Origin of the sequence: Streptomyces sp. NBC_00335 (assembly GCF_036127095.1) — a bacterium.
In the GTDB taxonomy this organism is placed as follows: Bacteria; Actinomycetota; Actinomycetes; order Streptomycetales; family Streptomycetaceae; genus Streptomyces.
In genome coordinates this window covers 4312300-4335463 of record NZ_CP108006.1, presented here as the reverse complement: position 1 = coordinate 4335463, position 23164 = coordinate 4312300, and the positions used below count along the sequence as shown (strand labels likewise).

Here is a 23164-nt window from a genome sequence, read left to right as displayed (position 1 = left end):
CCCGTACCAGCACGCGAGGTGACGCCCCATGACGTCCGAAGAAAACCAGGGAACCCATCCGAACACCTTCCAGGTCGATCTGCGCGGCCTGGTCGACCTGCTCTCCCACCACCTCTACTCCAGCCCCCGCGTGTACGTCCGCGAGCTCCTCCAGAACGCCGTCGACGCGGTCACCGCCCGCCACGCCCTGGATCCCGAAGCTGAGATCTCCATCCGCCTGTCGGCGACCGGGAACCGGGTGACCATCGAGGACAGCGGCATCGGCCTGACCGCCGACGAGGCCCACTCCCTCCTCGCCACCATCGGACGCAGCTCCAAGCGCGGAGGCCCGCACGGCCTGGAGACCACCCGCCAGGAGTTCCTCGGCCAGTTCGGCATCGGTCTGCTCGCCTGTTTCGTCGTCGCCCGCCAGATCCGCGTGGTCACCCGCTCCGCCCGCGATCCGCTGGCCGCGCCCGTCGAGTGGCTGGCCACGGACGACGGCTCGTACACCGTCCGCGAACTTCCCTCCGACGCCCGCCCGGAGCCCGGCACCACCGTGGTCCTGGAGGCCCGCCCCGGCGCCGAGGAGTGGACCGTCCCGGCCAAGGTCGAGCAGCTGGCCCGCGACTACGGCTCCCTGCTGCCCTACGACATCACCTTCGACGACGGCTCCGCCGCCGGACCCCGCCCGGTCACCGACCGGCCCGCCGTCTGGGACCGGCCCTTCCCCACCCCCGCGGCCCGCCGCGTCGCGCTCGCCGGGCACTGCGCGCAGCTCTTCGGTTTCACCCCGCTCGACAGCATCGACCTCGACCTGCCCGTGGCCGGAGTGCGCGGAGTCGCGTACGTCCTGCCCGAGCCGACCAGCCCCGCCCACCGGTCCGGACACCGCGTCCACCTCAAGGGCATGCTGCTGACCGACAAGGCCGACAACCTGCTGCCCGACTGGGCGTTCTTCGTGCGCGCAGTCCTCGACACCGACACCCTGCGGCCCACCGCCTCCCGCGAGAACCTGTACGACGACGAGACCCTGGCCGCCGTGCGCGAGGCCCTCGGAGCCCGCGTCCGCGCCTGGCTCGCCGAGCTCGCCACCAGCGAACCCGAGCGGCTGGCGGCCTTCCTGAGCGTCCACCACCTCGGGGTGAAATCGCTGGCCCGCCACGACACCGAGCTGCTCGGCCTGATGCTGCCCTGGCTGCCGTTCGAGACCAGCGACGGCTCGATGAACCTGGAGGAGTTCGCCGCCGCGCACACCGAGATCCACTTCACCCGGACCGTGGAGGAGTTCCGCCAGATCGCCCCGATCGCGGCCGCCCACGGCCTCGGCGTCATCAACGCCGGCTACACCTACGACGCCGATCTGCTGGCCATGCTGCCCTCCGTACGCCCGGAGCTCAAGGTCACCGAGCTCGACGCGGGCGCCGTCACCGAGCGCCTCGATCCGGTCCCGACCTCCGCCGAACTGGCCCTGGCCCCCTTCCTGGCCACCGCCCGCACCCGGCTGGAGCCCCAGAGCTGCGACGTCGTCCTGCGCGCCTTCCAGCCCGCCGCCGTTCCCGCGCTCTACCTCGACGACCGCCAGGCCCGTCAGGAGCGCGACCGCACGGCAGCCCTGGAGACCGCCGACTCGCTGTGGAGCGGCATCCTCGGTTCGCTGCGCGGCTCCGCTCCGCGCGCCCGCCTCGTGCTCAACCACAACAACCCGCTCATCCGCCGGATCGCCGCCCTGCCCGACGAGGCCCTGACCGCCACCGCCGTCGAATCGCTCTACGGCCAGGCCCTGCTGAGGTCGCAGCGGCCGCTGCGCGCGGCCGACACCGCCCTGCTCAACCGGTCCTTCCTCGGGCTCCTGGAATGGGCGACGCACCCGGTCGGCATCACGGACAGCACCACGGACAGCGCCACCGGAGCCGACCCCCAGGAGGATCAGAAGTGAGCACGATGACGCGCGAGGAGATCGAGCGCGGACTGGCCGAGAACCGCCAGGCTCCGGGCGGGACCGCACGCAACGCCCACGCCGAGGCGCTGTCCGCCGCCGCCGAGGCGACCGGGGACCGCCCGCTGTTCCGGGCGGCACTGGACAACCTGATCAACGCCTACCTGTACAGCTCCGAGTCCCCGAAGATGCTCGTCCCCTTCGCCCGGCTGCTCCAGGAGTACGACAAGGACCCGGGCGCCTTCGACGAGTGGGACGCCCACTCGCTGTTCTGGCAGTTCAAGTGGATCGCCAGCGCCATCGGCAACTCTCCGGAGATCCCGCTGGAGTCGGCCGCCGGCTGGCTGGACGAGATGGAGCGCCGCTACCGGATCGCCGGCTACAGCGAGCGTCCCGTGCGCGAGGCCGAGCTGTGGTTCGCCGACGCGACCGCCGACGACGAGCGGGCCGGCCGCGCCTATGCCGGCTGGCAGGCCGCCGACCGCGACGACATGAGCGACTGCCACGCCTGCGAGCTCAACAGCCAGGGCCAGTACGCCGTGCTGCGCGGCGACGACGCCGAGGCCCTGGGGGTCTGGCAGCCGGTGCTCTCCGGTGAGCAAACCTGCGCCGAGGAACCCCACCGGGTGCTGGCCGCCTCGCTGCTGCCGCTGGTGCGGCTCGGCCGGTTCGACGAAGCCCGCTCGGCCCATCTGCGCGGATACCGGCTGGCCCGGGGCAAGGAGAGCCTGCTGCCCTCGGTGGGGCGGCACATCGAGTTCTGCGCGCTCACCGGGAACGAGTCCCGAGGTCTGGAGATCCTCGCCGAGCACGCGGCGCACGTGTCCCCGCTCGCCAACCTCTCCGATCAGCTGGCCTTCCACGGCGGAATCCTCGTCCTGCTGCGCCGCCTGACGGAGCTGGGCCACGGCCAGAACCCGGCCGCCGCCTACGAGGGCAATCCGCGCACCGTGTCCGAGCTGTACGAGGTGCTGCGCGCGGGCTCGCTCGACATCGCCCGGCGGTTCGACGCGCGCAACGGCTCCACCCGGGTCTCGGAGCGGTTCCTCGCGCGGATCGGTGCGGCCCCGCTGGCCGCGGTCCTGCCGCTGGGCGTACGGAGCTCCGCGCTCGCGGCGCTCCCGCAGCCGGGGCCCGCCCCGGCACCCCGGGCGGCGGCCCCGGCCGGGGGCTTCGCCGAACTCGTGGAACGGGCCCGTGCGGCACGCGACCTCGGGCACCCCGGCGCGGACGCCCTCTGGGAGCAGGTGGCCCTGCACCCCGAGGCCGCGAGCGGCGCCGATCCTCTGGTCGCCGCCGATGTGGCGGACCACCGGGCCCTGGCGGCCGCTCGGGCCGGCGCCGGCGACGCCGCGGAACTGCTGGCCGGCGTACGCGAGCGCTACCGGGAGCTCGGGCTCGCGGAGCGCGCCGCCCTGGCCGAGCTGCGGCTGGCGACCGTGGCCGCACAGTCGGGCACCGGGGCGGGGGAGCTGCGCGCGCTGCTGGCCGTCGCCCTGCGTGCCGCCGAGGCACTGGACGCGGACGATCCGCTGCGGACCCGGCGGATCGCGCTCGCGGAACTGACCGGGATCCGGGTGGAGTCCTACCTGCGCTCGGTCGAGGCCACCGAGGACCCCGAGCACGGCCACGGGGACGGGCACGGGCACGGCCACGGCGCCAGCCACGATGGGCAGCACGGGCACGGCGAACTGGCCGCCGAGCTCGCCGCCTTCGCCGATGCCTACGCCGCGGCCCTGCCCGACGTGGTGGCGGAGGCCGAGGAGATGCTGGGCCGGCTCGCCCTCTCGCAGGGCGACCCGGAACGTGCCGTGGCGCTGCTCGCCGGATCCGCCGACCGCTCGGTGGCGGCGGGCCGGCCGTGGCTAGCCGTGGACCCGCTCGTGTTGCGGGCCGGCGTGCTGATGTCGCTGGAGCGGGTGGACGAGGCCGAGGAGTCGGCCCGAGCGGGTCTGACGCACGCCGCGGAGGTGACCGACGCCAAGGCGCAGGGCGTCGTACGGCTCACCCTCGCCGACATCCTGCTGGGGCAGAGCGAGGCCGACGCGGAGGCCGCGCGGCACGCTCTGGACGCGGCGCACTGGCTCGATCAGGCCGGGCTCACCGCCGACGGCGGGGCCCAGGCCCGGCTGCTGCTCGCCCGGTGCCACGCCCGTGAGGGCCACACCGTCGAGGCGGCCGAGGTGCTGCAGTCGACGCTGCCGGACCTGCTGGAGCACGGTGAGGGCCAGGCCGTCTCCGTACGGGAGTTCCTGGGCGACCTGCTGCGCGATCTGCAGGATCCCCGGGGCGCGGCCGAGCAGTACCTGCTGGCGGCGGGGCTCGCCGAGGACTGGGAGGACCCGCGTCCGCAGGCGAACTTCGCCCAGGCCGCGGCCGACCAGCTCTCCGAGGCACAGCTGGTCCCGGAGGCGGTCGCGGCGTACGAGCGGGCCCTCGAACTGCGCCGTCGGTCGAAGGACGCGCCGGTCGCCGAGGTACGGATCCTGCGGTCGCTGGCCTGGCTCGGGCTGCGCGAAGAAATCACCGACGCGGGGGTGGCACAGGCCCGGTCGCGGATGGGCGAGGCGGCCGAGGTGCTGACCGCCGCGCTGGCGCAGGCTCCCGAGGACCCCGAGGCACGGGCCGAACTGGCCGAAACCTGGAACCAGCTCGCCCAGGTCCTCGACCGCCGGGTCCGCGCCGACGAGGAGGCGGAAGAGGAGGCGGACGAGGAGGAAGGACGGGGTTCAGGGCCCGCCGAACCGCTGGGTGCGGCGGAGCTCGAAGCGCTGCGGCTGGAGGAGATCCTGCTGTGGGAGCGGGCCGCCGCCCTCCACGCGGAGCTCGGCCCGGAGCACCTCCAGGCCCGGTTCCAGTGCGTGAACAACGCCGCCTGGACCGAGCACGAGCTGGGCCGGCCCGAAGCCGGCGCCGCCCGGGTCTCGGCGCTGGCGGCCGAGGTACGCGCGCTGCCCGAGGGCGTGGCCCCGGAGTGGCTCCTGGAGAGCGCCGAACGGACCACGGAACACCTGCTGCGCGCCTCGTCCTGAGGCCGGGCGCTGCCGTCGCTCCGAACCCCGGGGCGACGGCAGCGGCTCGGTCCGGCTCCGCTCAGCCAAGCTGTGCGAGCGCCTCGGCGGCGATCCGCTCAGCCCAGCTGTGCGAGCGCCTCGGTGGCGATCCGCTCGAAGACGCCCTGGTCGGCGGCGAAGTCGGAGTCGGGGATCGGCCAGTGGATCACGAGCTCGGTGAAGCCGAGCTCCTGGTGGCGGCCGGCGAAGTCGACGAAGGCCGCCACCGACTCCAGCGGCCGTCCCCGGTCCGGGGTGAAGCCCGTGAGCAGGACCTTGTCCAGTTCGGCCACCTCCCGGCCGGTCTCCGCACACGCCTTGCCGAGCTTCTCGACCTGGCCGCGCAGGGCCTGCACCGACTGCTCCGGGGTGCCCTCGTCGAAGATCTTGGGGTCGCCGGTGGTCACCCACGCCTGCCCGTACCGCGCGGCGAGCTTCAGGCCGCGCGGGCCGGTCGCGGCGACGGCGAAGGGCAGCCGGGGCCGCTGGACGCACCCGGGGATGTTGAAGGCCTCCTCCGCCGAGTAGAACGTGCCCCGCTGCGAGACGGAGTCCTCGGTGAGCAGCCGGTCGAGCAGCGGCAGGAACTCCCCGAACCGGTCGGCGCGCTCCTTGGGGGTCCACGGCTGTTCCTGGCCGAGCACGGTGGCGTCGAAGCCGTTGCCTCCGGCGCCGATGCCGAGGGTGATCCGTCCGCCGGAGACGTCGTCGAGAGAGATCAGCTCCTTGGCGAGCGTCACCGGGTGGCGGAAGTTCGGCGAGGTGACGAGCGTACCGAGGCGCAGCCGCTCCGTAGCCGTCGCGGCGGCCGTGAGCGTCGGCAGAGCGCCGAACCACGGGCCGTTGCGGAAGGTCCGCCAGGACAGGTGGTCGTAGGTGTAGGCCGCGTGGAACCCCAGTTCCTCGGCCCGCTGCCACGTGGAGCGGCCTCCCTCGTGCCAGCGGTCGACGGGCAGGATCACGGTACTCAGGCGCAGACTCATGCCCCCGAGCCTACGTCCGCCCCACAGCGGGTCGTCGGCATCCCGGCGACACGATCGGATCGGTCCGGCCGGGCTGCAACTCCTGACCCCGCCCTGCCTGACCCTCGGCCTCGCAGCCCTCGTCGCGGGTGCCCCCCCGGCGCCGTCATGCGCCGCTCTGGGCCTTCTTCCGCCACAGGGCGAGCAGGACGGCGGAGTAGGGGCGGGCCGGAGCCGCGGTGCGGCCGGCGCGGGCCAGGGCGTCGGCCGCACCGGCCAGGACCTCGCCCACCAGCACCGGTTCACGCTCCGGGTGGTGGGTGCCCGCCCGTTCGCACCCCGTGCACAGGGCCATCGCCAGACTCGCGACCCACTTCGCGTGCGGGCCGCCACAGGCATCGCAATCCGCCGCGCGAGCTGAAGGGATGAGCACGTCGCCCCCGTGTGACGTCATCGGAACCGGCACCGACCCGGCAGCGCGAACGGCAGCGGCACCGGCGAGGAGATCCTTCCACCGCCCACTGACAACCATGTCGCGATGTTTCACGTGAAACGTCGCCGACCCCTGCCATGGGCGAAGATGGAGCCGTGACCTCGGCTCCCCAGTGCCCGGACGGGCCAACCCCCGCGACCCGGCTCATCGCCACCGACCTCGACGGCACCTTGCTGCGCGACGACAAATCCGTCTCGGAGCGCACCGTCGCCGCCCTCGCCGCCGCCGAAGAGGCAGGCATCGCGGTGTTCTTCGTGACCGGACGCCCGGCCCGCTGGATGGGTGTGGTCAGTGACCACGTCCAGGGCCACGGCCTGGCCATCTGCGCGAACGGCGCCGCCGTCGTCGACCTCCATGCCCTCGACCGGCACTCCACCGACCAGCCGCCCACGGGCCGGGAGTTCGTCCAGGTCAGGCCGCTGCCCCGGGTCACGGCGCTCAAGGTGGTGGAGGCCCTGCGGGGCGCCGCCCCCGGCACCTCCTTCGCCGTCGAGCTGACCACCGGCATCAACTACGAGCCGCAGTACCCGCCGTTCTTCCAGGACCCGGGCGCCCACGTCGCCACCGCCGAGGAACTGCTCCACGAGGCCACGGACGACGACTCGGCGCCCGTGCTGAAGGTGCTCGCGCACCACTCCGAGCTGGCTCCGGACGAGTTCCTGACCCTGGCCCGCTCCGTCGCCGGCGCGTACGCCTCGATCACCCGCTCCAGCCCGACCTCCCTGCTGGAGATCAGCGGCCCGGGGGTCTCCAAGGCGAGCACCCTGGCACTGTGCTGCGAGGAGCGCGGCATCTCCCCGTCCGAGGTGGTCGCCTTCGGCGATATGCCCAATGACGTGGAGATGCTCGGCTGGGCCGGCACCTCGTACGCGATGGGCAATGCCCATCCGGATGTCATCGCCGCCGCGTCGGGCCGTACGGTCGCCAACAACGAGGACGGCGTCGCCCTGGTCATCGAGCGCATCCTGGCCGAACGGACCGCCCGCACCGAGGCGTAGCCACGAGCCGAAGCACGGCTACAGCGGGGCCTCCCACACCAGGGTGGTCCCGCCGCCCTCCTCGCCGAGGCCGGGGCCGTACGAGCTGGATCCGCCGAGCGACTCGGCCCGCCGGCGCAGGTTCCGCAGCCCACTGCGCCGCCCGCCCTCGGGGATGCCCACCCCGTCGTCGGCCACCTCCAGCCGGACCCCGGGCCGTCCATCGGCCAGGCTGACGGTGGAGTCCAGCACCACCTCGATCCGGGACGCCTCCGAGTGCCGGAACGCGTTCGACAACGCCTCGCGCAGGGCCGCGATCAGGTTCTTTCCGACGAGCTCGCCGACGACCGCGTCGATCGGTCCGAGGAAGCGGTGCGCGGGCTTGAAGCCCAGCGGCACGGCAGCCATGTTGATCTCCCGCAGCACCCGGGTGCGCAGCCCCGAGGGGGCCTCCGCCGGTCCCTGCTGGAGCGCGAAGATCGCGGTGCGGATCTCCTGGATCGTCACGTCGAGCTCGTCCACGGCCTTGCCGACACCCTCGCGGACCTCCGGGACGATGGAGCGGCGCTGGGCGCCCTCCAACATCATCCCGGTGGCGAAGAGCCGCTGGATGACCAGGTCGTGCAGGTCGCGGGCGATCCGGTCGCGGTCCTCGAACACCGCGAGGCGCTCCCGGTCCCGCTGCGCCTCCGCCATCATCAGCGCCAGGGCCGCCTGCGAGGCGAACTGCGTGGCCAGGGTCCGCTCCGCCTCGGTGAACGGGCGCTTCCCGCGCGCCCGCGGCGTGACGAGGGCCCCCAGCACCCGGCCCCCGCTCTGCAGCGGAAGCATCATGCAGGCCCCGTACTGGCTGGTCAGGCGACTGATCATGCGCGGGTCCGAGGCGGCGTCGTCCACGAAGACCGGCTCGCCCTCCAGGAGCCGGGCCACCACCGGGCTCTCGGCCGGGATGACGACACCGAGGGAGGTCGCCGGGTTCTCCGCGGAGACCGCGACGATCTCCATCCCGCCCTCCTCGGCCGGCAGCATCACGATCCCGGCGGCCGAATCGGCGAGCCGGCGGGCCTGTTCGGCGACGACGGCGAGCGCGTCGTCCGCGTCCCCGCCCGACAGCAGGGCCGTGGTGACGGCGACCGAGCCGTCGATCCAGCGCTCGCGCTGGGTGGCGGCCTCGTAGAGCCGGGCGTTGCCGATGGCGATGCCCGCCTCGGTCGCCAGCACCCGGACCATGTGGACGTCGTAGTCGTTGAACTCGCCGCCGCCGTTCTTCTCCGCCAGGTAGAGGTTCCCGAAGATCTCTCCCTGCACGCGGATCGGAACGCCGAGGAAGGTCTTCATCGGCGGGTGATGGGCGGGGAAGCCCTCCGAGCGCGGGTCCTTGGTCAGGTCGGCGAGCTGCACCGCGTCGGGGTGCGAGATCAGCGCGCCGAGCAGACCGCGCTTCCCGTCCGGGCGGTGCCCGATCTTCTTCGCCACCGCGTCACTGATGCCGAAGGTGACGAAGTCCGAAAGCCCCCGGCCCTCGGTGTCGACCACGCCGATGGCCGCGTAGCGGGCGTCCGCGAGCTCGGCGGCCGTCTCGCAGATCCGGTCCAGCGTGGAGTGCAGTTCGAGACCTGTACCGACCGACCGCATGGCCTCCAGCAGCTGCGGCACCCGGGCCGTGAGCTCGGTGGAAAGCCCCTGGAGACTCCGGGTGGCAGCGGTCGCGGCCTCCATCGGGTCGGACGTCGCCGATGAGGGCTCCGGCGGGTACTCGGGCGATTCCTGCGACTCCTGCGCTGACATGCCCTTGAGCCTAGTTAGTCCCCTTTGGTGAGGAAAGTCGAGCCTGCCCGGTACCGACCGTCAGGTCCGCTTCCCGCTCCCGCTCCAGCAGCCCGCGCAGCGGACCGGGAGCCGCCGCCAGCTCCTCGTACGCACCGCGCTGGACCACGACGCCGCCGTCGAGGACGAGCACCTCGTCGACCTCTTCCAGGCCGGCCAGCCGGTGCGTGATCAGCACGGTGGTACGCCCCTCGGTCGCGGCCAGCAGGTCGGCGGTCAGCGCATCGGCGGTGGCCAGGTCCAGGTGCTCGGCCGGCTCGTCCAGGACGAGGACCGGGAAGTCCGCGAGCAACGCCCGCGCCAGGGCGAGACGCTGGCGCTGACCACCGGAGATCCGCTCGCCGTGCTCGCCGACCAGCGTGTCCAGCCCGTCCGGGAGCCCCTCGGCCCACTCAAGCAGCCGGGCCGCGGCGAGGGCCTCCCGCAGCCGCGCCTCGCTCGCCCCCGGATCGGCCAGGCGCAGGTTCTCCCGTACCGAGCTGTCGAAGATGTGCGCGTCCTGCGCACACAGGCCCACGACCCGGCGCACGTGGTCCCCGTCGAGGGCGCGCGCATCGGTCCCGCCCAGGGTGTACGAGCCTTCGTGCTGGTCCAGGAAGCGCAGCAGGACCTGCGCCAGCGTCGTCTTGCCCGCTCCCGAAGGCCCGACCACCGCGATCCGGCGGCCCGCCTCCAGGGTCAGGTCGAGCCCGCTCAGCGCGTCCTTCTCCTGCCCGGGGTGGCGGGCGGCGAGCCCCGTCAGCCGCAGCGGGAAGGGCGAGGCGGGCAGGGCTTCGGGCCGCTCCGGCTCGGTGACCGGAGCGGGCGTGTCGATGACTTCGTAGACCCGCTCGGCGCTGCGCCGGACCCGCTGGCGGTACTGGACGGCCTGCGGAAGCCCGCTGACGGCCTCGAAGGCGGCCAGCGGGGTCAGGACGACCACCGCCATGGCCACCCCGGACAGCCGGCCGCCGGCGACGGCGTCGGCCCCGACGGCGGCCGAGCACACCACGGTCAGCCCGGTCACCAAGGAAGACAGCCCGCTCCCGAGCCCGGTGACGGCGGCCGCGCGGGCAGCGATCCCGGTCAGTGTGCGGTCGCTGTCCTTCGCGGCGGCCTTGCGCCCGCCGAGCGCTCCGGCAACGGTGAGCTCCGCGGTTCCGGTGAGCAGATCCGCCACACGGGTGGCGAGCTCGCCCCGGGCGGGCGCGAGCCGGCGCTCCGTCCGGCGTGCGCAGACCGCGCTGACGAGCGGTACGCCGACCCCGGCGGCCAGCAGCCCGACGGCGAGCATCGCCCCGGCCGCGGGCAGCAGCCAGGCGGTGAACGCCACCGAGCCGGTGCCCACGAGCACCGCGGTGCCGACGGGCAGCAGCCAGCGCAGCCAGTAGTCCTGCAGGGCGTCGGCGTCGGCCACCAGCCGGGTCAGCAGATCCCCGCGCCGCTGGGTGCGCAGTCCGGCGGGCGCGATGCGCTCCAGTCGCTGGAACACCGAAACGCGCAGGTCGGCGAGCATCCGCAGGACCGCGTCGTGGGACACGAGCCGCTCCGCGTACCGGAAGACGGCCCGGCCCATGCCGAAGGCCCGCGTCGCGGTGACGGCCACCATCAGGTACAGCACGGGAGGCTGTTCGGAGGCGCGCGAGATCAGCCATCCGGAGACGGCCATCAGCCCGACGCTGCACCCGACGGCCAGCGCTCCCAGGAACAGCCCGAGCCTGAACCGTCCCTGCCAGGCCTTGGCCACGCCCCGCACCCGCCTGAGCGGGTCACGGCCGTCGGCACCGCCGCCGCCCGTACCGTCGCCGCCCGCAGCGCCCGCCCGCGCCGGAGTGTCGCCGAGGATCCATTCGCCGGGATCGCGCGGAGCCGGTCCCGGCGCCGTCCGTCCCGGCCGCACCGAGGGAAGGGGCGCGGCGGGGGAGGGCGGCCCGGCACAGCCGGCCCCGACCCTCACGACCCGGTCGGCCAGCGCCAGCAGCGCGGGCCGGTGCACCACCAGCAGGACGGTCCGCCCGACCGCGAGGCGGCGTACCGCCTCCACCACGGCCGCCTCGGTCTCGCCGTCCAGCGCCGCCGTCGGCTCGTCGAGCAGGAGCACCGGCCGGTCCGCCAGGAACGCCCGCGCCAGCGCGAGACGCTGGCGCTGCCCGGCGGACAGTCCGACCCCGCCCTCGCCGAGGAGGGTGTCCGCCCCCCGCGGCAGAGCCCGTACGAACTCCCACGCCCCGGCGTCCACCAGCGCGGCGGTCACCTCGGCATCGGCGGCGCCGGGCCGCGCCAGCCGTACGTTCTCCGCGATCGACCCGGCGAACAGGTGCGGCCGCTGCGGCACCCACGCGATCCGCTCCCGCCACTGTTCGGGCGCGAGCCCGGCCAGGTCCACGTCCCCGACCCGGACCCGGCCCGCACTCGGCGTCACGAAGCCCAGCAGCACCTGCAGCAGCGTGGACTTGCCCGCGCCGCTCGGCCCGCTGAGGGCCACGCATTCACCCGGCTCCACGGTCAGCGAGACGGGTCCGGGGGAGTCCTCGCCCCGACCCTCGTACCGGACGGCCACCCCGTCGAGCTCGATCCGCAGTCCCGAGACCGGAACAGCGGCCGTCCCCTGCGAGGCGGCGACCGGGGTCTCCAGCACCTCGAAGATCTCTTCCGCGGCGGCCAGCCCCTCCGCCGCCGCGTGGTACTGCGCCCCGACCTGACGCAGCGGCAGGTACGCCTCGGGCGCCAGGACCAGGATGACCAGCCCGGTGTAGAGGTCCAGCTCCCCGTGGACGAGCCGCATGCCGATGGTGACGGCGACCAGCGCCACGGACAGGGTCGCCAGCAGTTCGAGCGCGAACGAGGACAGGAAGGCGATGCGCAGGGTGCGCATCGTCGCCTGCCGGTAATCATCGGTGATCTTGCGGATGGACTCCGCCTGCGCCTTCGCGCGGCCGAACACCTTCAGGGTCGGCAGGCCCTCCACCACGTCCAGGAAGTGCCCCGAGAGCCGGGACAGCAGCCGCCACTGGCGGTCCATCCGGGACTGGGTGGCCATGCCGATCAGGATCATGAACAGGGGGATCAGCGGGAGCGTGACCACGATGATCGCCGCCGACACCCAGTCCTCGGTGACGATCCGCGCGAGCACCGCCACGGGGACGACGATCGCGAGCCCCAACTGGGGCAGGTACCGCGAGAAGTAGTCGTCCAGGGCGTCGACTCCCCGGGTGGCCAGGGCCACCAGGGAGCCCGTCCGCTGTCCGCTCAGCCAGCCGGGCCCGAGGTCCGCCGCCCGCTCCAGCAGCCGGCCGCGCAGTTCCGACTTGACCGCCGCGCTCGCCCGGTGCGCGGCCAGCTCGGTCAGCCAGGCGACCAGGCCCCGGCCGAGCGCCACCGCCGCGAGCAGCAGCAGGGGCGTCCGCAGGGCTGCGCCGTCCAGTCCGTCCTCGAAGGCGCCGACCACGATCTCGGCGATCAGCATGGCCTGGCCGACGACCAGCCCCGCCCCGGCGAGCCCGAGGGCCACCACCGCCCCCAGGAAGAGGCGGGTGGACCGGGCGTACCGAAGCAGGCGCGGGTCGATCGGTTTCACGTGAAACATCCCCAGGCAGGAACGGGCGGAGCGGACGGAGCCGACTCAGTGCACGGTTCAGTGCACGTCGACGATGTGCTGCGTGCCGATGCGCTTGCGGAACACCCAGTACGTCCACGCCTGGTAGAGCAGGACGACCGGGGTCGCCACCGCCGCGCACCAGGTCATGATCTTCAGGGTGTACGGGCTCGACGAGGCGTTGGTGACCGTGAGGTTCCAGGCGGCGTTCAGCGAGGACGGCATGACGTTCGGGAACAGCGTCAGGAAGAGCATCGCGACGGCCGCCGCGATGGTGACGCCCGACAGGCCGAAGGCCCATCCCTCGCGGCCCGCGAAGTTGAAGCCGAGGGCCCCGACCAGCGCCAGTACCGCCACGATCATGGCGATCAGGCTCCAGCCGTCACCACGCGAGACCTGGGTCCAGATCAGGAAGGCGAGCGCCAGGACGGCGGTCACCACCCCGAGCCGCATGGCCAGCTTGCGCGAGCGGTCCCGGATGTCACCGACCGTCTTGAGCGAGGTGAACACCGCGCCGTGGAAGGTGAACAGGGTCAGGGTGACCAGGCCGCCGAGGATCGAGTAGACGTTGAGCAGGTCGAAGAAGTTTCCGACGTACTCCATGTCCTGGTCGATCTTCACTCCGCGCACGATGTTGGCGAAGGCCACGCCCCACAGGAACGCGGGGATCAGCGAGGTCCAGAAGATCGCGTGTTCCCAGTTGGTCTGCCACTTGTCCTCGGGCCGCTTGTGCCGGTACTCGAAGGCGACCCCGCGGATGATGAGGCAGATCAGGATGAGCAGGAGCGGCAGGTAGAAGCCGGAGAAGAGGGTGGCGTACCACTCCGGGAAGGCGGCGAAGGTCGCACCGCCGGCCGTGAGCAGCCAGACCTCGTTGCCGTCCCACACGGGCCCGATCGTATTGATCAGGACCCGCTTCTCCGTGCGGTTGCGGGCCAGCAGCTTGGTCAGGACGCCGACTCCGAAGTCGAAGCCCTCCAGGAAGAAGTAGCCGATCCACAGAACGGCGATGAGCACGAACCAGACGTCGTGAAGTTGCATGGTGTGGTCTCCTCAGCCTCAGTACGAGAAGGCCATCGGCCGGTCGGGGTTCTTGTCGTCCCCGCCGATCTTGGTCGGCGGGTTGAGGTCGGCCTCGGTGAGCTCGGGCGGTCCGGCCTTGACGTACTTCACGAGGAGCTTGACCTCGATCACGGCGAGCACGGCGTAGAGCAGCGTGAAGCCGATCATCGAGGTGAGCACCTCACCCTGGGAGACGTTCGGCGAGACCGCGTCCCTGGTGCGCAGGACCCCGTAGACCACCCAGGGCTGGCGGCCCATCTCGGTGAAGATCCAGCCCCAGGAGTTGGCGATCAGCGGGAAGCCCATGGTCCAGAGCGCGACGATCCAGTACCAGTTCGTGAACTTGGGGCTCAGCGCCTTCTTGAAGAGGACCAGGTGCGGGACCTCTTCCTCACCGGTGCGCAGCCCCGGCGGAAGCATGAACTTCTTGCGGGTCAGCCAGAGTCCCAGCATGCCGACGCCGAGCGAGGCCATGCCGAAGCCGATCATCCAGCGGAAGCCCCAGTAGGCGACGGGGATGTTGGGCCGGTAGTCACCGGGCCCGTACTTCTCCTGCTCGGCCTTGTTGACGTCGTTGATGCCCGGGACGAACGAGGTGAAGTCGTCGTTGGCCAGGAAGGACAGCAGGCCCGGGATCTCCAGGGCGACCGTGTTGTGGCCCTTTTCCACGTCGCCGTAGGCGAAGAGGGAGAAGGGAGCCGGCGCCTCGCCGTCCCAGAGCGCCTCGGCGGCGGCCATCTTCATCGGCTGCTGCTTGAACATCACCTTGCCGAGCAGGTCTCCGCTGATGGCGGTTCCCAGACCGGCGATGATCATGACGACCAGGCCGAGTCGCAGCGAGGTCCGCATGACGGGGATGTGCTTCTTGCGGGCGAGGTGGAAGGCCGCGATGCCGACCATGAACGCGCCGCCGACCAGGAAGGCCGCCGTCATGGTGTGGAAGAACTGGGTCAGCGCGGTGTTCTGCGTGAGCACCAGCCAGAAGTCGGTGAGCTCGGCCCGGCCGCGCTCGGGATTCATCCGGTAGCCGACCGGGTGCTGCATCCATGAGTTCGCCGCGAGGATGAAGTACGCGGACAGGATGGTGCCGATCGAGACCATCCAGATGCAGGCCAGGTGGATCTTCTTCGGCAGCTTGTCCCATCCGAAGATCCACAGGCCGATGAAGGTGGACTCGAAGAAGAAGGCGATGAGCGCCTCGAAGGCCAGCGGGGCTCCGAAGATGTCACCGACGAATCGCGAGTAGTCGGACCAGTTCATGCCGAACTGGAACTCCTGGACGATGCCGGTGACGACGCCCATCGCGATGTTGATCAGGAAGAGCTTGCCCCAGAACTTGGTGGCTTTGAGGTACTTCTCCTTTTCCGAACGCACCCAGGCGGTCTGCAAGATCGCGACGAGCGCGGCCAGAGAGATCGTCAAGGGAACGAAGAGGAAGTGATAGACGGTCGTAATACCGAACTGCCATCGCGCCAGGGTCTCTGGCGCCAAAGCTAGGTCCACGTCGTCGTCTCCTTCGTTTCGCCGTGGTCACAGCCGCAGTTTGCCTCTCGTATCCCACTCAATCCGGGAGGAAGCAGGACACGCTTGTGAACGCGTTCACATTCACAAGCATTATGTCGTACTGCTGTCGGCATCTTCGAGGGGGGTCCCCTCTAGCGAATAAATTCAACAGATTGTTGAATGCGAACCATGAAGATTCGATTCCTCTGGCCCGCCGGCCAGCTCACCGCAACGCTCGACGAGACCCCGACCGCCAAGGCGCTCGCCGACGCGCTCCCCATTTCCGCCTCCGCCAACACCTGGGGCGAGGAGGTCTACTTCGACACCGGCGTCTCCGTGGCGCTGGAGCACGACGCCCAGCAGGTCGTCGAGCCCGGCACGGTCGCGTTCTGGACCGAGGGCGACGCACTCGCGCTGCCCTACGGCCCCACCCCGATCTCCCGCGGGGGCGAGAGCCGCCTGGCGAGCCCGTGCAACGTCCTCGGCTCGTTCGACGGCGACCCCCGCCTGCTGGCCACCGTCCGCGACGGCGACCCCATCCGCGTGGAACTGGCCTGACCGGAGCCGGGCCGACCGGAGCCGGCCTGATCACCGCCGGTGCGACCGGCGCCGACCCGACCAGCTCCCGGGAGCTCTAGAGCTCCTTGAAGAACGCCTCGGCCGTGTGCAGGAAGAGGTCGTTCGCCTCGGGCTCGCCGATCGTGACCCGCAGGCCCTCGCCCGCGAAGGGCCGGACCACCACGCCGGCCTTCTCGCAGGCCGCCGCGAAGTCGGCGGTCCGCTCTCCGAGCCGCATCCACACGAAGTTGGCCTGCGTCTCGGGCACCACCGTCCAGCCCTGGGCCAGCAGCGTCCCGTAGACCCGGGCGCGCTCGCTCACCAGCGACCCGACGCGGCCCATCAGCTCGTCCTCGGCCCGCAGCGAGGCGACCGCCGCGTCCTGGGCGAGCTGGCTGACGCCGAAGGGCACCGCGGTCTTGCGCAGCGCCGCGGCCACCGGCTCGTGCGCCACCGCGAAGCCGACGCGCAGGCCCGCGAGCCCGTACGCCTTGGAGAACGTACGCAGCACGGCGACGTTGGGGCGGCTGCGGTAGAGCTCGATGCCGTCCGGGACCTCGACGTCGCGGACGAACTCCTTGTACGCCTCGTCGAGGACGATGAGGATGTCGGAGGGCACCCGGTCCAGGAACCGCTCCAGCTCCGCACGGCGGACCGCGGTGCCGGTGGGGTTGTTGGGGTTGCAGACGAAGATCAGGCGGGTCCGCTCGGTGATCGCCTCGAACATCGCGTCCAGGTCGTGCACGTCCCCCTCGGCCAGCGGAACCTGGACCGAGGTCGCACCCGAGATCTGAACGATGATCGGATAAGCCTCGAAAGACCGCCAGGCGTAGATGACCTCGTCGCCCGGACCCGCCGTCGACTGGATCAGCGACTGGGCGACGCCGACCGAGCCGGTGCCGGTGGCGATGTGCTCGACCGGAACCCCGAACCGCTCCGCGAGCTCGTTCACCAGGCCGGTGCACGCCATGTCCGGGTAGCGGTTGAACTGGCCGGCCGCCGCGACCGCGCTCTCCAGCACCCCAGGCAGGGGCGGGTACGGGTTCTCGTTCGAGGACAGCTTGAAAGCGACCGGACCGCCCGCTGCCGCGGGCTTTCCGGGCTTGTAGGTGGGGATGCCGTCCAGCTCGGCGCGCAGCTTCGGGCTCTTCTCGCTCACCGCAGGTCCTCCTCGACCGTCCCGTACGACGTCGCCGTCGACTCAATACTCCTCACCTTATGAGGATTCCGTCCATCCGAGAACGGCAGGCGCCTGGAATGCGGGAGAGCGCACGCATATATGCGTGCGCCGGTGGCCTGCGCCGTGGCGCGCGTCCCTCGTACAGGTGAGTTGAGTGGAGCCCGACAGCGCACCGTTTTGGCATGCACGGTCCCGACGACAAGGGCACCAGGCACCCTTTGCAACCAAAGGCCTTCATTTCCAAGGTCATTGGGGGTGGCGAACCATGCAGAATCGTGCCTGTCAACGGGTGCATATGCATCCGGACCGCTCTGCCCACCGAGCCCTACTATCGGCTCGCCATGACAGCAGCAGGGAAGCATCAGGTGAGCCGGACCGAGACCACCCGGCGGGCCGCCGGCCGACAGGGCCGGGCCGGCATCAGGGACGTGGCCGCTGCGGCGGGCGTCTCGATCACGACCGTCTCCGACGCCCTCAACGGGAAGGGACGGCTGCCGGACGCCACCCGCCGCCACGTTCGCGAGGTCGCAGACCGGCTGGGCTACCGCCCTTCCGCGGCGGCCCGCACCCTCCGTACCGGCAAGTCGGGCCTCATCGGCCTGACCGTGACGACCTACGGGGATGAACCTTTCACCTTCACCGAATTCGCGTACTTCGCCGAGATGGCCAGGGCCGCCACCTCCGCCGCGCTCGCTCGCGGCTACGCCCTCGTCATCCTCCCCGCCACCTCCCGACACGACGTCTGGTCCAACGTGGCCCTCGACGGCACCGTCGTCATCGACCCCTCCGACCACGATCCGGTCGTCACCGAACTGGTCCGCCAGGGTCTGCCCGTCGTCTCCGACGGACGCCCCGCCGGCTCACTCCCCGTCACCGCCTGGGTCGACAACGACCACGAGGCCGCCGTACTGGGCCTCCTCGACCACCTCGCCGCCGCCGGAGCCCGCCGCATCGGGCTGCTGACCGGCACCACCACCGACACCTACACCAGGCTCTCCACCACGGCCTACCTGCGCTGGTGCGAGCGCGTGGGCCAGGACCCCGTCTACGAGTCCTACCCCGCCCACGATCCGTGCGCCGGCGCCGTCGCCGCCGACCGGCTGCTCGCCCGGCCCGACCGGCCCGACGCCGTCTACGGTCTGTTCGACCCCAACGGCACCGACCTGCTCGCCGCCGCCCGGCGCTACGGCCTGCGCGTTCCCGAGGATCTGCTGCTCGTGTGCTGCAGCGAATCCACCGTGTACGCCAACACCGAACCGCCCATCACCACCCTGTCCCTCAAACCCCGCCGCATCGGCACCGCCGTCGTCCAGCTGCTCATCGACGCCATCGAGGGCGTCGACACGGGCGGACCCGTCGAACAGGTCATCCCGACCGAGCTGATCATCCGTACCTCGTCCCAGCGCAGGCAGCCCCGTACGACCGTCAGCCCGCCCCGATCCCCGGCACAGGACTGACCACCACGCCGGCCCAACGGCGGGGCCCGGAGCCCCGCCGAGGATTTCAGCAACACCGATATCGGGAGAAACCGGCAGGAAGGACCAGCTCCGCCCAGGATTCACCACCCCTGGTGCGTCACAGAGCGCGAGCTGCATTCCTATGATGGGCGCACGACATCACGGACCCTCCGCCCAAGAGGCGGGCGGGTCCGCAGGTGTACGGCAGCGCGACGGTGGTGGAGGGGTCGATGACTCAGGGGGCCGGTCAGGGACCCGCGGTGCGGACGGACACCGAGCGGGACTTCCGGTTGCCGGTCGCCGAACCCGCCTCGCATACCGTCCCCCCGGGGGCCGCAGCAGCCGGAAGGGGCGGCCCCGCGGGGCTCGGGGCGGACGCCCCCGTCTACGGCGAGTACCCCGCGTACTACGCCGCGGGCCCGGCACCCGTCCCCGCGCAGCACGGATACGGCCACGAAGCCCCGTACGGTGCCGTCGGCGCCCTCGGTGAGCCCGGCCGTCCGATGGGCCACGTCCCCGAGGACAGCGACCCCGAGGGGTACACCCCGACGCAGCGCGACCTCCCCGTCATCGGGCGCGGCGCCCTCGGCGGCCCCGGCGACACCGTCCAGATCCAGTACGTTCCCCAAGAGACCCCCGGCGAGGGCCCCGGACCGCTCTACGTCGTCGGCGACGTCCACGGCTACATCGACGAACTCGTCGCCGAACTGCAGCTCCAGGGGCTCATCGACGCCGACCGCAACTGGTCCGCCGGCAACGCCCGGCTCTGGTTCCTCGGCGACTTCACCGACCGCGGCCCCGACGGCATCGGGGTCATCGACCTCGTCATGCGGCTCTCCGCCGAAGCCGCCGCCGCGGGCGGCTACTGCAAGGCCCTCATGGGCAACCACGAGCTGCTGCTCATCGGCGCCAAGCGGTTCGGGGACACCCCCGTCGTCTCCGGCGCCGGCACCGCCACCTTCCAGGCCGCCTGGCTCCTCAACGGCGGCCAGCGCACCGACATGGACCGGCTTCAGGACGTCCACCTCCAGTGGATGTCCCGGCTGGACGCGGCGGTCCTGGTGGAGGACCACCTGCTCCTCCACTCCGACACCACCGCCTACCTCGACTACGGCGACTCCGTCGAGGACGTCAACGACACCATCCACGAACTGCTCAACCGCAACGACGCCGACATCACCTGGGACCTCTTCCGCAAATTCACCAAGCGCTTCGCCTTCCGCGACGAGGAGACCGGCCCCCAGGCCGTACGCGAGCTCATCGGCACCTACGGCGGCAGTCGCGTCGTGCACGGCCACAGCCCCATCCCGTACCTGCTGGGCGAGGTGGGCACCGAGGACGGCGACGGGGCACACGGTCCCGAGGCCGTCGTCGGCCCCCACGTCTACGCGGAAGGCCTGGCCATCGCCATGGACGGCGGCGTGACGATGGCGGGCAAACTACTCGTCGTGCAACTCCCGCTGAACGACTGAGGCTTCCCGGAGCTGGGTATTTCCGGAAAGCCCCTGTCAACGTACGGCGTGGGCGCTCTACCATCGCTCTATCCGTAGCAGGCTCTCCTCCGTTTGTGCCGGCGCCCCGTTCTACGCGGGCATACCGGTCTCTACGGAGCATCGGGGGATGCACATGACCAGCGCTCCGCACCTGCTCACCGAAGACCGACCGGAGTTCGATCGGCTCCTCGACGAGGCGCTGCGCACAGCGAACGACCGGCCCGAACTCGCCGCCCTCGGCGAACGGTTGAATGCCGAACAGCTGCGCACGATGGCCATGGGGGCCACCTCGCTGCTGACGGCCGCGGCCGCAGCCGAGTACGACCATTACGTGAAGGTCCGCAAAGAGCGGCAGGACGAGATCCTGTCCACCCCCGGTTCGACGGGGGAGGAGGACGACGGGCAGGGCGGTGGCGCGGGCGTCAGCGCCGTGGTCGCGGTCCTCGCGCCGGTCCTGGCCGGCACCGCCATGCTGATCTTCCTGCTGGTGGGCTACATCCTGAAGATGATCGAACCCGAACCGGCCTTCGCCGACACGATGCTGACGGCGGGCTGGCTCTTCGGCGGGCTGACCGCCGCGGCACTGCTCTTCGCCGTGATCGGGCTGCTCGTCACGGCCGTCCGCAACAGTTCCACCGAGGTGGCCGCGGACGAGACCGAGACAGTGCCCGACGAGGTGTCGCGGGCCCGGGAGGCCTGGCGCAACGCCCTCCTGGAGCGGGGCATCGTGCCGTTCCTCCGGGACGCGCTGGCCGATCCCAGCGCGGGGGCCGGCTTCCCGGCCCCCCGAAAGCCGGGAGCCGGGCGCATCCCCAATCTGGGATACACCCGGCCCGATTTCACCAGTCCGGGAGCCCCGGCTGAGGGGCCCCGTCCCGGTTACTCCTCTCCGGACTTCACCAGCCCGGACTTCGGCGGCCCGGAAACCGAGCCGGGGTGACGGCTACTGACCGCTCGGCGCGCCGGAGGAGGCCAGGTCGCCCTTCCACTCGATGCCCTTGCTGCGGAGTCCGAGCATCGGGTTCGGAGCCGGCAGAAGCTGGGTCCAGGCCTCGTCCCAGATGAAGTTCGCGCCGTTCACGTCGCCGTGTGTCTGGTACACCTGGCCGTTCGTGGTCAGCACCTTGATGTACGCGTTATTGCCCTGGGCCGCGATGGAGATGCCGCAGGCACGTCCAACGGGGAAGCCCGGGTTGTCGTCGGCGTCGCTGATGTTCTGCCAGACCGGCACGCCGCCCGGCACGGATGCCCGTCCCGCGTACGCGATCCCACCGGTGAGGGCGGCGTGGAAGTCCTCGGTGTTCGAGGGCGAGTAGCTGTCGATGTCGTTGCACGGCCCGGTGGCACCGGTGGCGCCGGTCGCGCCGGTGGCGCCGGTCGCGCCCGTCGCGCCGGTGGCGCCGGTGGCACCCGTCGCGCCAGTGGCACCCGTCGCGCCCGGGTAGCCTCGCGGCCCGGTCGGGCCCGTCGCACCGGTCGCGCCCCGGGGCCCGGTCGGGCCCGTCGCACCCTTGGGTCCCTTGGGTCCGCGCGGGCCCCGCGGGCCCACCTTGCAGTCGTCGCCGTGAGCCGCCGACGGCGCACCCGCTCTCTGGTGCTGGGACTGGCAGTGGTCCGGGCTCCCGGACGCCTCGGCCAGCGCGACCGCCGGGGACGCCAGACCCCCCAGCACCAGCGCCACCGAGGCCAGCGTGCCTCCCGTCAGCCAGCCGGCCCGTCGGGGCAAGGGCCCCAGGTAGGTACGGGCCTTGTTCTCAGAACTCATGTACCGCTCCTCGCAGACATCGGATCGAATCGACCTGCGAAGTCCGGAAGTACGACCGGGCTCCGCGGGCAATCCTGAGGACCCCGACCCCGCGAGCCCGACCGGCGCGCCCATGAGTCAGCGGAACGGCGCAGCCCACACCGCCACTTGGCGGCCTGCTACACGGCCACACGGGTCTGCGCAGCCAGAGCCTGCGGCCATGGGCCATGTTTCACGTGAAACACCCGTCTCTGTTTCACGTGAAACATGGGAGCGTCCATCCGCCTAAGCCGCGGACCGGTCTGCCAGTGCCCGCCTCCGCTGCGCGACATCCGCCAGCGCCTGCGAACGCCAGGCGCCGTCCGGGTGGTACAGATTCCGGCCCGGCTCCACGATCTCGTCGATCCGGTCGAGAGCCGTGTCATCGAGGACCAGCCCGGCGCCCTTCACCAGTGATTCCAGCTGCTCCATGGTCCGCGGCCCGATGATCACGGAGGTGACGGCGGGATGCGCCAGCGGGAAGGCCACCGCCAGCTCGGGCAGCGTGCAGCCGATGGAGTCGGCGAGCTCCACCAGCTGCTCCACGGCCTCCAGCTTCGCGACATTGCCCGGAATCGTGGGGTCGAAGCGGGCGGGAGTCAGCGCCGCACGCCCCGAGGTCATGTCGATGGCGCTGCCGAGCCGGTACTTCCCGCTCAGGAATCCGGACGCGAGCGGGCTCCAGGTCAGGACACCCATCCCGTACCTCCGGGCCACCGGCAGCACACTGCTCTCGATCCCGCGCGCGAGGATCGAGTACGGCGGCTGCTCGGTCCGGAACCTCGGCAGAGCCCGCCGTTCGGCGACGTGGTGCGCTTCGACGATCTCCTCGGCCGGGAAGGTGGAACAGCCGAAAGCCCGTATCTTGCCGGCCCGGACCAGATCCCCGAGGACGGACAGGGTCTCCTCGACGTCCGTGCCGTGATCGGGCCGGTGCACCTGGTAGAGGTCGATCCAGTCCGTGTCCAGTCGGCGGAGACTGTCCTCGACGGCACGCACGATCCAGCGCCGGGAGTTCCCGCTGCGGTTGCGGCCCTCGCCCATCTGGAAGTGCACCTTGGTCGCGAGCACGACGTCGTCCCGCCGGCCCTTGAGGGCCTTCCCCACGATCGTCTCGGACTCCCCGGCCGAGTACATGTCCGCGGTGTCCACGAAGTTGATCCCGTGATCGAGCGCGGCGTGGATGATCCGCGCGCACTCCTCGTGATCCGGATTGCCCACCGCGCCGAACATCATCGTGCCGAGGCAGTGCGTGCTGACCTCGATGCCGGTCCCACCCAGAATTCGGTATCGCATGCTCATGGGCCCGCACTGTAGAAGCTGG

The 23164-nt window shown here is 71.7% G+C and carries 16 protein-coding genes; 7 read left to right on the top strand and 9 right to left on the bottom strand.

What is annotated here, in order from left to right; all coding sequences use genetic code 11:
* Positions 1-28: 28 nt before the first annotated feature.
* Together OHA37_RS19425 and OHA37_RS19420 are read left to right on the top strand one after the other, a co-directional pair.
* Entirely contained in the window at positions 29-1918 is a 1890-nt protein-coding gene (locus OHA37_RS19425; RefSeq protein WP_266906951.1) for an HSP90 family protein, read from the top strand.
* On the top strand, positions 1915-4950 hold the full coding sequence (locus OHA37_RS19420) for a tetratricopeptide repeat protein (RefSeq protein WP_266906940.1): 3036 nt from the start codon (positions 1915-1917) through the stop codon (positions 4948-4950). Before OHA37_RS19425 ends, OHA37_RS19420 begins: the two co-directional genes overlap by 4 nt.
* 98 nt (positions 4951-5048) lie before the next feature.
* Here OHA37_RS19420 and OHA37_RS19415 read toward each other — a convergent pair whose 3' ends face one another.
* Positions 5049-5954: an LLM class flavin-dependent oxidoreductase gene (locus OHA37_RS19415; RefSeq protein WP_266906938.1), complete on the bottom strand. Its 906-nt coding sequence runs from the start codon at positions 5952-5954 to the stop codon at positions 5049-5051.
* Between the two features lie 145 nt (positions 5955-6099).
* Positions 6100-6366, bottom strand: a complete 267-nt coding sequence (locus OHA37_RS19410) for a hypothetical protein (protein WP_266906936.1) — start codon at positions 6364-6366, stop codon at positions 6100-6102.
* Between the two features lie 137 nt (positions 6367-6503).
* On the opposite strand from OHA37_RS19410, the gene OHA37_RS19405 reads away from it, so the two are divergent.
* On the top strand, positions 6504-7424 hold the full coding sequence (locus OHA37_RS19405; RefSeq protein ID WP_266906934.1) for a Cof-type HAD-IIB family hydrolase: 921 nt from the start codon (positions 6504-6506) through the stop codon (positions 7422-7424).
* Between the two features lie 18 nt (positions 7425-7442).
* On the opposite strand, the gene OHA37_RS19400 is transcribed toward OHA37_RS19405, so the two are convergent.
* The 4 genes from OHA37_RS19400 to OHA37_RS19385 form a co-directional block, all read right to left on the bottom strand.
* A complete protein-coding gene (locus tag OHA37_RS19400) occupies positions 7443-9122 on the bottom strand; it encodes a sensor histidine kinase (protein WP_266912914.1) in 1680 nt (559 codons plus the stop codon).
* A 79-nt stretch (positions 9123-9201) separates the two neighbouring features.
* Positions 9202-12786 carry a thiol reductant ABC exporter subunit CydD gene (gene cydD / locus OHA37_RS19395; RefSeq protein ID WP_266906932.1) on the bottom strand — a complete coding sequence of 1195 codons (3585 nt, stop codon included), beginning with the start codon at positions 12784-12786 and terminating at the stop codon, positions 9202-9204.
* Positions 12787-12843: 57 nt separating this feature from the next.
* Positions 12844-13845, bottom strand: a complete 1002-nt coding sequence (gene cydB, locus OHA37_RS19390; RefSeq protein ID WP_266906930.1) for a cytochrome d ubiquinol oxidase subunit II — start codon at positions 13843-13845, stop codon at positions 12844-12846.
* Positions 13846-13863: 18 nt separating this feature from the next.
* Positions 13864-15369 carry a cytochrome ubiquinol oxidase subunit I gene (locus OHA37_RS19385; RefSeq protein ID WP_266906928.1) on the bottom strand — a complete coding sequence of 502 codons (1506 nt, stop codon included), beginning with the start codon at positions 15367-15369 and terminating at the stop codon, positions 13864-13866.
* A 189-nt stretch (positions 15370-15558) separates the two neighbouring features.
* On the opposite strand from OHA37_RS19385, the gene OHA37_RS19380 reads away from it, so the two are divergent.
* Positions 15559-15927: a cyclophilin-like fold protein gene (locus tag OHA37_RS19380; protein ID WP_243331197.1), complete on the top strand. Its 369-nt coding sequence runs from the start codon at positions 15559-15561 to the stop codon at positions 15925-15927.
* A 76-nt stretch (positions 15928-16003) separates the two neighbouring features.
* On the opposite strand, the gene hisC is transcribed toward OHA37_RS19380, so the two are convergent.
* A complete protein-coding gene (gene hisC, locus OHA37_RS19375) occupies positions 16004-17086 on the bottom strand; it encodes a histidinol-phosphate transaminase (protein ID WP_266906925.1) in 1083 nt (360 codons plus the stop codon).
* A 362-nt stretch (positions 17087-17448) separates the two neighbouring features.
* Here hisC and OHA37_RS19370 point away from each other — a divergent pair, with 362 nt between their 5' ends.
* The 3 genes from OHA37_RS19370 (at position 17449) to OHA37_RS19360 (ending at position 20997) form a co-directional block, all read left to right on the top strand.
* Positions 17449-18564 carry a LacI family DNA-binding transcriptional regulator gene (locus OHA37_RS19370; protein WP_214954921.1) on the top strand — a complete coding sequence of 372 codons (1116 nt, stop codon included), beginning with the start codon at positions 17449-17451 and terminating at the stop codon, positions 18562-18564.
* Positions 18565-18779: 215 nt separating this feature from the next.
* Entirely contained in the window at positions 18780-20036 is a 1257-nt protein-coding gene (locus OHA37_RS19365; protein ID WP_266912912.1) for a metallophosphoesterase, read from the top strand.
* 148 nt (positions 20037-20184) lie between these two features.
* On the top strand, positions 20185-20997 hold the full coding sequence (locus tag OHA37_RS19360; protein ID WP_266906923.1) for a hypothetical protein: 813 nt from the start codon (positions 20185-20187) through the stop codon (positions 20995-20997).
* 3 nt (positions 20998-21000) lie between these two features.
* Here the strand turns inward: OHA37_RS19360 and OHA37_RS19355 are convergent, their stop codons facing one another.
* Positions 21001-21822 (bottom strand): hypothetical protein, encoded by an 822-nt coding sequence (locus OHA37_RS19355; protein ID WP_266906921.1) that lies wholly within the window; start codon positions 21820-21822, stop codon positions 21001-21003.
* A 264-nt stretch (positions 21823-22086) separates the two neighbouring features.
* A complete protein-coding gene (locus tag OHA37_RS19350) occupies positions 22087-23136 on the bottom strand; it encodes an aldo/keto reductase (RefSeq protein WP_266912910.1) in 1050 nt (349 codons plus the stop codon).
* Positions 23137-23164 lie beyond the last annotated feature (28 nt).